Source organism: Paenibacillus terrae HPL-003 (genome assembly GCF_000235585.1).
In the GTDB taxonomy this organism is placed as follows: Bacteria; Bacillota; Bacilli; order Paenibacillales; family Paenibacillaceae; genus Paenibacillus; species Paenibacillus terrae_B.
The window spans coordinates 4455093-4466944 of sequence record NC_016641.1 but is presented as its reverse complement, the minus strand read 5'-3'; the positions used below and the strand labels follow the sequence as shown (position 1 = coordinate 4466944).

The 11852-nt window shown below is 47.7% G+C and carries 10 protein-coding genes; 1 reads left to right on the top strand and 9 read right to left on the bottom strand.

Features of this window, described 5'->3' with window-relative positions; genetic code table 11:
• Positions 1-119: 119 nt before the first annotated feature.
• The 6 genes from fumC to HPL003_RS20095 all read right to left on the bottom strand — a co-directional run bounded on the left by fumC (position 120) and on the right by HPL003_RS20095 (position 6602).
• The gene (gene fumC, locus HPL003_RS20120; RefSeq protein WP_014281588.1) at positions 120-1508 is read right to left on the bottom strand and encodes a class II fumarate hydratase; all 1389 of its coding nucleotides are present in this window, start codon (positions 1506-1508) and stop codon (positions 120-122) included.
• A 161-nt stretch (positions 1509-1669) separates the two neighbouring features.
• Positions 1670-3214, bottom strand: coding sequence for a 2-isopropylmalate synthase (locus HPL003_RS20115; RefSeq protein ID WP_014281587.1), 1545 nt, complete (start codon positions 3212-3214; stop codon positions 1670-1672).
• A gap of 100 nt (positions 3215-3314) precedes the next feature.
• Entirely contained in the window at positions 3315-4025 is a 711-nt protein-coding gene (locus HPL003_RS20110) for a FadR/GntR family transcriptional regulator (RefSeq protein ID WP_014281586.1), read from the bottom strand.
• A gap of 186 nt (positions 4026-4211) precedes the next feature.
• Positions 4212-5231, bottom strand: coding sequence for an aldose 1-epimerase (locus HPL003_RS20105; protein ID WP_014281585.1), 1020 nt, complete (start codon positions 5229-5231; stop codon positions 4212-4214).
• Between the two features lie 136 nt (positions 5232-5367).
• A complete protein-coding gene (locus HPL003_RS20100; RefSeq protein WP_014281583.1) occupies positions 5368-6171 on the bottom strand; it encodes an MBL fold metallo-hydrolase in 804 nt (267 codons plus the stop codon).
• Between the two features lie 134 nt (positions 6172-6305).
• Complete coding sequence (locus HPL003_RS20095; RefSeq protein WP_014281582.1) at positions 6306-6602, bottom strand: hypothetical protein; 297 nt, start codon at positions 6600-6602, stop codon at positions 6306-6308.
• Positions 6603-6767: 165 nt separating this feature from the next.
• Here HPL003_RS20095 and HPL003_RS20090 point away from each other — a divergent pair, with 165 nt between their 5' ends.
• Complete coding sequence (locus tag HPL003_RS20090) at positions 6768-8000, top strand: aminopeptidase (protein ID WP_014281581.1); 1233 nt, start codon at positions 6768-6770, stop codon at positions 7998-8000.
• Positions 8001-8125: 125 nt separating this feature from the next.
• On the opposite strand, the gene HPL003_RS20085 is transcribed toward HPL003_RS20090, so the two are convergent.
• From HPL003_RS20085 to HPL003_RS20075, 3 genes are all read right to left on the bottom strand, one after another.
• Positions 8126-9244 carry a glycerol dehydrogenase gene (locus HPL003_RS20085; protein ID WP_014281580.1) on the bottom strand — a complete coding sequence of 373 codons (1119 nt, stop codon included), beginning with the start codon at positions 9242-9244 and terminating at the stop codon, positions 8126-8128.
• Between the two features lie 36 nt (positions 9245-9280).
• Positions 9281-10288 (bottom strand): biotin synthase BioB, encoded by a 1008-nt coding sequence (bioB, locus tag HPL003_RS20080; RefSeq protein ID WP_014281579.1) that lies wholly within the window; start codon positions 10286-10288, stop codon positions 9281-9283.
• A gap of 239 nt (positions 10289-10527) precedes the next feature.
• Complete coding sequence (locus HPL003_RS20075) at positions 10528-11829, bottom strand: hemolysin family protein (RefSeq protein ID WP_014281578.1); 1302 nt, start codon at positions 11827-11829, stop codon at positions 10528-10530.
• Positions 11830-11852 lie beyond the last annotated feature (23 nt).

The following is an 11852-nucleotide window of genomic DNA, read 5'->3' as shown; positions in this document are numbered from 1 at the left end:
CTAATCTTAGGTAAAAAAATATATATAATCAAAAAAACCAGCTCATGAGCTGTGCTAATCCGCACTCCATGAGCTGGTTTCTATGTTTTATATAGCTTGGGCTGCGAAAGCTCCGCGCTTTATGCTTTGGGCTGAATCATATTCGCCGGTACGACATATTGGTCGAACTGTTCTTCGGTCAGCAGTCCGCTACGAAGAGCCGCTTCTTTAAGAGACAGTCCTTCCGCATGCGCGAGTTTAGCGATTTTAGCCGCATTTTCATATCCGATATACGGATTTAATGCTGTCACCAGCATCAGCGAATTGTTCAAATTGTGCTCAATTTTAGTGAGATCCGGCTCAATGCCGACCGCACAGTTGTCATTAAAGGCTACAATTGAATCCGCTAGCAGATTCACGGATTGCAAGAAATTATAAATAATGACCGGCTTAAACACGTTCAGTTCAAAATTACCCTGACTCGCAGCAAAGCCGATAGCTGCATCATTACCCATGACCTGCGTAACGACCATCGTAAGTGCCTCGCTCTGGGTCGGATTGACCTTACCCGGCATGATCGAGCTGCCCGGCTCGTTAGCAGGAATCGTGATTTCACCCAAGCCGCTACGCGGGCCACTTGCCAGCCAGCGAACATCATTGGCGATTTTCATCAAATCAGCAGCAAGCGCTTTAACGGCTCCGTGTACGGCAACCACTTCATCATGACTCGTCAGCGCATGGAATTTGTTTGGTGCGGACGTGAACGTTTTGTCGGTGAAGCTGGAGATTTCCGCAGAGGTTCGGTCACCGAACTCCGGATGAGCGTTAATACCCGTGCCCACGGCTGTACCGCCAATCGCAAGCTCCTTCATATATTGAACGGTGTCGATGATGATTCGCTTGCTTTTATCCAGCATGGCATACCAGCCGCTGATTTCCTGACCCAGTGTAAGCGGCGTGGCATCCTGTAAGTGGGTACGTCCAATTTTAATAATATCCTTAAATTGCTCTGACTTCTGCTGGAAGGTTTCTTTTAGCTTATCTATAGCAGGCAACAAGCGATCCTCCACTGCAATGACACCCGCTACATGAAGCGCCGTCGGAAACGTATCATTCGAGCTTTGCGACATGTTCACATCATCATTGGGATGCAGTTTCACATCCTGTCCCTGCTCTTGCAGCCACTGACTTCCGAGATGAGCAATCACTTCGTTCACATTCATATTGGATTGCGTGCCGCTTCCTGTCTGCCATACGACCAATGGGAAATGGTCATCGACCCGCCCAGCAAGAATTTCGTCCGCCGCATAAATAATGGCGTCCTGCTTCTCCTGTGACAGCTTGCCCAACTTATAATTGCTGATCGCTGCACTCTTCTTGAGCACTGCGAAAGCCTGAATAACCTCTAATGGCATTTTCTCCGAGCCAATAGGGAAATTTTCCTTGCTGCGCTGTGTTTGCGCTCCCCACAGACGATCTGCCGGTACTTTGATTTCACCCAATGTATCTTTTTCGATGCGGTAGTTCAACTCATTTCCTCCTCTTGGCCTATGTAATTCAGACAAAACATGGTGACTTCCCTGTCTATTATACATTAAATTTCAAAGGTTATCATATATTTTGCAAGCGCTTTTTTACGATTAGGCCAGAGGAGGAATGTATCTTTAACTACAAGCCAAGCCTCCTGGGTTCAGCTAATGGTGATATTGCCTTTGGTCCGAACTTCTTTTCTGCCCAGCAGCTTATTCAGCGCGTCGATATAAGCTTTGGCGCTGGCTTCCAAAATATCTGTACTTGCGCCTCTTCCGCGGGCGGTGTACTCTCCTTGTCTTAGAACAGCATGCACTTCACCCAGTGCATCCTTACCGTACGTTACAGATTGGATCGAATAATCCTCCAATTCTACTTCTTCACTACTGGCCTTGTCTATAGCATGAAAAATTGCATCGACGGAGCCGTTTCCCATCGCCACTTCATCAATAGCTGTTCCATCCTGTTTAATCAGTCGAATAGACGCTACCGGAACCGACTGATTGCCATACGATACCTGGATGGAATCCAGCGTGTAAATTTGAGGCAAGACACTGCGGCTCTCATCCATCAGGACGAGCAGATCTTCATCCAGCACCTGTTTTTTCTTGTCCGTCAAGGCTTTGAATTTACGGAACGCCTCCTGAAGCTGCTCCTCTGTCAAAGCATCAAACCCCATGTCCGCCAGCTTTTCCTTGAACGCATGCCGACCCGAGTGCTTGCCAAGTACAAGCTTACTTGTCTTCAAGCCGATGCGTTCGGGGAGTACGATCTCATACGTTGTACGCTCCTTCAGCATCCCGTCCTGGTGTATACCGGACTCGTGGGCAAAAGCATTGGCTCCAACTATGGCTTTGTTCCCCGGTACCGGCATCCCTGTGCGTTTGCTCACCAGGCGACTGGTGGCATACAATTCCTCCAGAACCAGACTGGTTTGCGCATCATAAAGCTCGGTTCTGGTATCAAGAGCCAGCGCGACCTCTTCCACTGGTGTATTTCCGGCACGTTCCCCGATGCCATTGATTGTGCCTTCAAATTGATCTACACCGTTGCGGATGGCCGCGAGTGTGTTAGCTGTTGCCATGCCGAGATCATCATGACAGTGGGTGCTGAGTTGTATTTTTTCGATGCCGGGCACTTGGGCTTTTACGATTCTGAACATTTCACCGAACTGATCCGGCGAAGCATAACCCACTGTGTCCGGCAGATTGACGACTGTTGCTCCAGCACGGATCGCCATATCCACGACCTCGCAAATAAAGTCCAGTTCGGTACGGCTGGCATCCTCCGCCGAAAATTCCACCTTGTCAAAATACTTGCGCCCATAACGAATGGCTGCGGCTGCCGTCTCCAGTACCTTCGTCTTGTCCATTCGCAGCTTGTGCTGACGGTGAATGGGTGAGGTAGCCAGAAACAGATGAAGACAAGCGTCCTCCGCTCCCCTCAGCGCCTCTCTGACTGCATCTATATCCTGCTCTTTCGACCGAGCAAAACCAACCAAGGTTGAATTAGTAACCTGTTTGGCAATCTCCTGCATGCTGAATATCTCACCTGGCGAGGTAGCCGGAAAACCAGTTTCAATCCGATCTACGCCCAATTTTTGCAGTTGAAGGGCAATTTCGACCTTTTCTGTGCTGGTCAGGCTTACTCCTGGTGCTTGTTCTCCATCTCTTAATGTTGTGTCCAACACCCATATTTTGCGCATACAGATACCACCTTTGGTTTTATTTTAGGAGATGCTCGATATAAAAGATTTACGAATCATTTTATTCATATGATCATCTGATGTTTGAAAATAAAAAAAATTATGAATGTTCCATATGCTTTTGTAGCTCCAGCTTGGTGCCATCCAAATGCTGAATGCTGTACAGCTCGGCAGCTTTGGCATCCTGATCTCGGATCGCCTCATATATCTTCTCATGCTGAAGTGTAAAGGGATTTTGCATCGCCGGATCGGTTACGAGATTTTTCAACGCCTTACGAATCGCCTCTACAAAGCTGCGATATACGTCCGTAAGCACCTTATTACGTGTAGCTCCGGCAACAGCCAAGTGAAAAGTAATATCCGCATCCAGATACCCGTTCAAATCTCCAGCGGCCAATGTCACGGCACGACGATCCAGCGCCTCGCGCATCAAGCGTAAATCCTCATCCTTACGGCGTAACGCAGCCAGCCTGGCAATTTCCAACTCTAACACACTCCGTACTTCATAGACCTCAATAATTTCAGCACGGCTCAGTCGGTAATCCAAAGGCTCCTGGGAAGTCGTCGGTTGGCAGACAAAGGTTCCGTGTCCTTGTTTTTTCTCTAATAGACCGGCATGTACGAGAACGCTGACCGCTTCACGCACCGTGGAACGCCCTACTCCAAAAAGCTTCATCAGCTCAGGCTCTGTCGGAATTTTTGTACCCACATCCCATTCACCAGTAGCAATTTTTCGTTGTAGCTGTTCAGCCACTTCGTCGGCGATTTGCTTGCGTTTGACGGCTTGAAAAGGCACCATTTCCTGATTCATCTGATCATCTCCTGTTTCGTATCATACTATAGCGGCTTGACATCCTGCAACCTGTTTTTCATGTTCCCTTCCTCACCTCATCAGGCTTCTGCCTGTAATACTTGTCTTCTCCATCTTTCCCATCAACAAAATAAAGCCCGCACCGTTGGATACGATACAGGCTTATTTCAATAAAATATAGTAAGACTAAGATTTCGATTGTGCCGGTATGACGCAATATAAGCGGCTGGTTGTTTCAAAAATATAACCCGGAGCAAGTGCAATCAGCCCGATATCCTCCGCCGGCAAATCCGGACGATTCGGCGCATTGATCATGTTCATTTGCGGCTCAGGACAGATAAAATCCTTGTTCGCTTTATTATTCCAGATCATCCAATGCTTATAGGCCGTGCCTACATCGTATACGAGGGTAGCACCTGTCTTGCTGTGCGTCAGCTCCATATAGTTACGTCCATTTTGTGGAGCTGCCGTGTAATGATTGTCCATCGATGCAAAATAGGGACTCACTCCCGTTGTCTTCAGCAGTTCCTCTTCCGGTGACAATGGCTGGAACTGTCCTGTGGCTAACAAGCGCTCTGTCAGCTCCCGACGCTCACCGATAGTAACCTTAATTTTGTAGTCTTCCGGCGAACTATCCGGTACGAACGGAACCCGAATCGCCGTGTGAAAGGCAAACAGGTTTGGAATCGGCTGATCACCCTCGTTGTGGATCACATAACGCTGATGCAGCCCAAATTCGTCCAGACTGTACGTCAGCTTGATGGTAAAGGTGAACGGCAAATAGCGGAACATGGGATGTCCTTCCCTCACACGCTGATTCATTACCACATAGCTGCCCTGTTCTCCAGATCCGTAGTCCTCAACCTCCCACCGGACGGTGTGTAAAAAACCGTGCAAATGGTTGTGGGTCGCCGTTTCATTGATGGGCAGTTCATATGTAACTCCATTCCACAGGAATTGGCCATCCTCATACCGATTCGGAGGATACAGGAAAGGAATCCCATAGACTGACGGGCTTTGTTTAAAAGCCTCAATGCTGTCAGCTTCCGGCTCGCGAAGAAATGAATATCCCGTCTCATTGTCACGAAAAGAAATCAGATTTGCGCCGTTTCCCGGCAGGGCTACCGCTTCATAACGCCCGAATTTAAGGCGAATTGCCGGTATTCCATAATAAAGGTCACCAATTGCAGCATGCTGATGTGTCATCAAAAATCCTCCTTGATGAATGACGATGGTAAATGAAAGCGTTTAGCTTTTGGCTTGACTATACCATGCTGAGCAAAAAAATTCCATGCCAACACAAAAAAACGATGCCCCGTAAGGCATCGTCCTTTCCACGTCACTACACAAAGCGCCCCTGCTTGGGTACAGCTGTGTACTCAAAATCCTCCGCCAGTCGTTCCAACTGGGTCGTCAGCTCATTTCCCTGCATGTAGTGACCGTGTCCCGTAACGGCAATCTCCGGCTTTAAACCGGACAGCAGTTCTACCGACCGCTGCGCAGCCTGCCAATCTGTCATAAAATATGCAGGCGGACCGTGTATTTCTTTTTCCTGTAAAAAAACCGCCAGCGCCGATTCCTGTTTTACGGTAATAAAAGCATCTCCGGCTACCAGCAACCGTCTGCGTTCATGAAAAAGCGATATGTGACCCGGCGTATGTCCAGGTGTATGCAGCCACCTCCAACCGGGCGCACCGGGCACACTGCCATCCTCTGGCAGACGGGTGATGCGATCATCCAGATCAATGGCATCATTGGGATATAAAAAGGAAACGCTCGACAGCAGACCTCCACCCACACTGGGATCAGGTTGCTGGTAATCCTTCATCCCAGTCAAGTAAGGAAGCTCCAGCGGGTGCGCATACACAGGGGTACCCCAATGCTGGACCAACTCAATGACCGATCCCACATGATCAAAATGCCCATGAGTGAGCACAATAGCAACGGGAGGGCCAGCGAACCGTTCCTCAGCCAAGCGAATAATCGAGTCTGTAAACCCCGCCATCCCCGTATCCACCAGTACCCAGGATCGGCTTCCCGGCTCCCCGATAAAACACACATTTACAAACAGCGTCCGTAAGCTCAGAAGATCGGGAGCAGCCTCTTCATTTGCCGTCATTCCTTCGGTGAACAGATGATTTGCCAAACCGTCATCCTCCCCATTCACATGGAATTTGCTGTCATTATCGACCTATAGGCTTCCCCCATGCTGGTAGATTATGCATTATGCGGACACTGCTAAATATAATCCGCTTGTCACGAAAATAGACCATGTTTACATTACTCGGGTAATTTACTCCAAGCCGCATCAAGCAAATAATCAAACAAATCATCATTTTCTTCAATCCAGGCATCCATACGCAGCATCTCTTCCTCTACCCGTGGCTCGCCTGCAAAATGAAGACTGTAATCCCACTCCTTGCCCCTTTTGCTATGGAACGTAATTTCGTATACAGAAGTCTGTCCATTTACTCCAAACACGACCTGACCCAAGTATGCGCCATTCTCATCTCTAGTCATTTGTGCCTGTTGAATATGTACTTCCTTTACTTCCTGAGATGCATTTTGATCAGTCATTCATCTATCCGCCCTTTCATTTTCACCAAAATGTACCAAAACCGATTTGTGAACCTTTTCGTTACATTGTACAATATATAAGCTGTGTGTGGAATTTGCAAAAAAAACTGCGCAGGCAACCCCAAGCCTTATAAAGGGCCTTTTCGTGAAATGGAGGAAAGTTACATGTCAGATTTTCAACAAAAATTGCATAAATATGCCGAGTTAGCCGTTCGAGTGGGTGCTAATGTCCAGCCTGGACAAACACTTATCGTTCATGCTCCCATCCTGTCCGCTGAACTTGTGCGGCTTATTGTCAAATCCGCGTATACCGTCGGAGCCAAGCTGGTTAAGGTAAAATGGAGCGACGAAACCATCACTCGACTACAGTATGAACTGGCTCCTGATGAGACTTTTAATATTCCCCCCAAATGGTACGCGGCCGAAATGACCGAAGAGGTCGAGAACGGCGCAGCAGTACTGCATATCATAGCAGAAAATCCGGATTTGCTTCAAGGCATCCCGTCCAGTCGAATTACTGCGGCCCAACGTGTACGTTCACATGAATTGCGCCAATACCGTGAACTTCAAATGGCCGATAAATTCAGTTGGGCTCTGATTGCTTATCCTTCTGAGGAGTGGGCTGCCAAAGTATTCCCGAATCTGCCAGCTTCCGAACAAATGGATAAGCTGTGGGAAGCCATTTTCAGCACCGTGCGTGTAGATCTTGATAATCCGGTAGAAGCTTGGAAAGAGCATTTGAAAACACTCTCCAGCAAATCAGATATTTTGAATGCCAAACGCTATAAAAAGCTGCATTATCTGGCCCCAGGAACTGATCTGACCATCGAATTGGCTAAAGATCACCTGTGGGTTGCAGCCGAAAGCGTCAATCAGCAGGGACACACCTTCGTAGCCAATATGCCTACCGAAGAAGTGTTTACTGCCCCGCTCAAAACTGGAGTGAACGGCAAAGTAAGCAGTACCAAACCGCTCAGCTACAGCGGAAATATTATCGACAACTTTACACTGACCTTTGAAAACGGGCGCATTGTAGATGTGCAGGCTGAAACAGGTTTGGAGACTCTTCAGCATCTCGTTGAAATGGATGAAGGCTCTCACTACTTGGGCGAAGTCGCTCTTGTGCCTCACCAGTCCCCAATTTCGGATAAGAACATTTTGTTCTATAATACGTTGTTTGATGAAAATGCCTCTAACCATCTGGCCATTGGTAATGCCTATGCATTTAACCTCAAAGGCGGCAAGGACATGACTCAGGAGCAACTGGCTGCCAACGGCCTGAATTCCAGTCTGACACACGTCGATTTTATGATCGGCTCAGGTGAAATGGACATTAACGGCGTCACCGAGGACGGTACTGAGGAGCCCATCTTCCGCAAAGGAAATTGGGCGATCTAAAATGATAAAAAAGGCTCACGCCGCTTTCATGCGGAGGAGCCTTTTTTCTTCATAGCTGCAAGTTAAATAATGGAAAAGAGGCCGCTTGTTAGCGACCTCTTCGTGTATTTCATATTGTATTGGTGTTAGTTCTTATGTCCAATTTTAGCTTTGTAAGCAAGAGAATACTGGTCGGCAGCTAAAATCGCATCCAGCACATCGTCTGCCGTTACTGCAAATGGTAGGTTGTGAGCGGTTTCTCCTTCTTTCGTCGCAGCCTGAGCTACCCGGTACAGATCTTCGCGAGAGGCTTCCTGGAGCTTGACATCCTCCAGTGTGACGGGCAGATCCAGCTTCAGATAAAAATCGATATATCGTTCCACCTCGGCCAAAGGTCTTTTTTCCAACGCAAGCTGTACCAGGGTGCCAAAGGCGACCTTCTGACCATGCGTCAGATGATGAATATCCCCTTCCAGCACGGTAAAACCGTTGTGTATCGCATGTGCGCCTGCCAATCCACCACTCTCGAATCCCAGGCCACTCAGCAGCGTATTGGCTTCCACCACTGCTTCAAGCGCAGGTGTAACCACTTTGCGCTTCACGGATTCATAAGCCTGTAGTCCGTAATCGAATAGAACCTCTTCGCACTTGGCCGCTATCGCTTCGGCTGCCAAGGTTGGCAAGCCACCAGCCATCGTTGTGGCCCGAGCCTCAATAACCGCACGAGCTTCAATCCATGTTGCCATCGCATCCGCAATGCCGGAAGAGAGGAACAATGGCGGTGCTTGGGAAATAACCTTCGTGTCGACCAGGATCAAGCTTGGACTTTTACTGAAAAAAGAATACGTATCAAATGAGCCCTCATCCGTGTACAAGACAGATAACGCACTGGTCGGAGCATCCGTGGAGGCTGTCGTTGGAATAATCACAACTGAGGAACCTAGCGCCTCATTAACCGCCTTGGCGGTATCCAGCGTCTTGCCGCCGCCTACACCAATGACAATATCGACATGCCCGCTTCGTCCCTGATCCGCAATACGGTTCACTTCATTTTTGGACGCTTCTCCTTGAAACTCCACCTTAATCGAAGTAATCCCCGCCTGTTCCAGGCTTTTCACTACCCGGTCGGCTGCGATACCCCATACCAGCTTGTCGGCAATAACCAGAGCAGTATGACCTAAAGGCTTGACATATTCACCCGTTTTATCAATCACATTTTTCCCTTGCACATATTTACCTGGACTAATAAATACCTTTTCACTCATCGTTCAACTCTCCCTTCCAAGTTTGTACAACTCCTATTATACGGCTGAAAGGGCACACATCTCAATTTCAAACCCCAGATCTTCAATCATTTGATGATCGGCTGTGACTTCTTGTCCATCTGTCGTCAAATAATCTCCTACGAAAATCGAATTGGCTGCATACAGAGATAAGGGTTGCAGTGTCCCCAAATTCAGTTCCCGTCCGCCTGCGACACGAATTTCCTTGGATGGACAGATGAACCGAAACAGCGCCAGTACCTTTAATGCTCTGATCGGAGATGTGCGCTTTGTTCCTTCCAGCGGGGTTCCGGGGATCGGATTCAGGAAGTTAACCGGAATGGAGTCGGCACCGAGTTCTCGTAAAGCATAAGCCATTTGGACAATTTCCTCATTCGTTTCCCTCATTCCGATAATCACACCGGAGCAGGGTGACATCCCGTGAGATTGAGCCATTTTAACCGTTTCGACACGTTGATCGTATGTATGTGTGGTTGTAATGGACGGATAGTTGGCCTTGCTCGTATTTAAATTGTGATTGTAACGATGGACGCCCGCCGCTGCCAACCGGCGTGCCTGATCTCCTTTGAGAATCCCCAGGCACGCACAAATTTTAAGTGGCATCGTACTGGTAATTTCCTGTACCGCCTCAATTACCTGATCCAGCTCTCGATTCGTTGGACCCTTGCCGGAAGCTACGATACAATATGTTCCTGCTTTCCTTGCTAACGCTTCACGGGCTCCGGCCAGCAAAGACTCCTTATCCAGCATACTGTATTTGCTGACAGGTGCCGTGGATACGATCGATTGTGAGCAATAGCCGCAATCCTCCGGGCACAGGCCGCTTTTGGCATTCATAATCATGTTGAGTTTTACCTTTTTACCGTAAAAATGATGACGCACACGAAATGCAGCTTGCATAATCGGTAAGATTTCATCATTGTCCGCTTCCAGCACCGCCAATCCTTCTTCCGGCGTCAAATTGCTGCCGTGGATCGCTTTTTCTGCCAGCGAGTACCAATCCGTGACCTCATTAGACCATTTCATACTTTGTACCTCCCAGATTTAAATGAGTATGTGAACAGATAAGTTTCTCAGGATAAATCCCTCTTTTAATTGTCAACCTAATAAATTTATATAGGTTGACAATAATACAGACATCATATCAATTCATGTCTTATGTGTAAAGAAGCCAACATCAAAAAAGCGACCCTATATTGTTCAAGGGTCGCTTCAAGGATTATTCAACTACAGAATGTCTATTCTTTTATCTGGTGAATCCTGATTTACGAGACTCCGGCTTCCTCCATAAGGATTGGCTGCTTCAACAGCCGAATACGTGAAATCCGCTTGTTCTCGATTTCTTCTACAACGAACTGACAACCTTCAAATTCTACAGACTGACCCGGCTGTGGCGGGATGACCTCAACATGCGAGTATAGCCAGCCCCCTACTGTATCATAATCCTCATGATCCAGATTCAGTCCAAAGCGATCATTCACTTCATCAATTAACAGCATACCGTCAATGGAAAATTCCTCGTCATTAATCTGCTCACAACCCGGACGCTCCTGATCGAACTCATCCTGAATTTCACCAACGATCTCTTCCATAATATCCTCCAGCGTCACCATGCCCGAAGTACCGCCGTATTCATCAATCAGAATCGCAATTTGTGTCTTGCTACGCTGCATGCGCTTGAGCAAATCACTAATTTGCGTAGACTCAGGAACGGCAAGAATCGGACGGATCATCGTACGGGTATCCAGTTTGTTCGCCCGCAAAAGATCCTTAATATGGATAAACCCGATAATATGGTCCTTGTCCTCGGCACAGATTGGATAACGCGTTCTCATACTCTCCATCGCAATCGCGAGATTTTCCTCTGTGGACTCATTGCTGTACAAACAGATCATCTCGGTACGCGGAATCATGATTTCCCTGGCGGTCGTGTCAGTAAAATCAAATATATTATCAACAAGCGCCAATTCCGTATTATCAATTAGTCCGCTCTTATTGCTTTCTTTCATCAGAATGCGTATTTCATCCCCCGTATGCGCAGAATCGTCATATTCAGATACCGGCTCCAGACGGAATAAACGCAGCAGGCTGTTCGCCATGCCATTCAACGCCCATATGAATGGATACATCAGTTTGTAAAACCAAGTCATCAGCATGGCCGAATACAGCGTAATGGTTTCAGATTTACGAATGGCTATCGTTTTGGGCGCCAATTCACCCAGCACAATATGCAGAATCGTAATTACAATAAATGCAATGACCACGGCAGTACCGTGTACATATACTGGTCCTAGCCCAGCGGCGGTAAATACAGGTTCGATCAAATGTGCAATGGCCGGCTCTCCGATCCACCCCAGTCCCAGCGAAGCCAGTGTAATGCCCAACTGGCAGGCAGACAGATAAGCGTCCAAATTGTGTAACATATTCGCGGCATATACGGCTTTTTTGTTACCCGCCTCTACCAATGCTTCAATACGGCTGCTTCTGACTTTCACCATTGCAAATTCTGCAGATACAAAAAAACCGTTTAATAATACTAATGCAAAAACAATAAATAAGTTAAACATACTCGGTAAAGGGTCACTCAATA

Bases quoted from the DNA above. Each gene is read 5' to 3' on its own strand.
- HPL003_RS20115 (WP_014281587.1), bottom strand. From the start codon at position 3,214: ATGCGCAAAATATGGGTGTTGGACACAACATTAAGAGATGGAGAACAA.
- HPL003_RS20110 (WP_014281586.1), bottom strand. From the start codon at position 4,025: ATGAATCAGGAAATGGTGCCTTTTCAAGCCGTCAAACGCAAGCAAATC.
- HPL003_RS20105 (WP_014281585.1), bottom strand. From the start codon at position 5,231: ATGACACATCAGCATGCTGCAATTGGTGACCTTTATTATGGAATACCG.
- HPL003_RS20095 (WP_014281582.1), bottom strand. From the start codon at position 6,602: ATGACTGATCAAAATGCATCTCAGGAAGTAAAGGAAGTACATATTCAA.
- HPL003_RS20090 (WP_014281581.1), top strand. From the start codon at position 6,768: ATGTCAGATTTTCAACAAAAATTGCATAAATATGCCGAGTTAGCCGTT.
- HPL003_RS20085 (WP_014281580.1), bottom strand. From the start codon at position 9,244: ATGAGTGAAAAGGTATTTATTAGTCCAGGTAAATATGTGCAAGGGAAA.
- bioB (WP_014281579.1), bottom strand. From the start codon at position 10,288: ATGAAATGGTCTAATGAGGTCACGGATTGGTACTCGCTGGCAGAAAAA.
- HPL003_RS20075 (WP_014281578.1), bottom strand. From the start codon at position 11,829: ATGTTTAACTTATTTATTGTTTTTGCATTAGTATTATTAAACGGTTTT.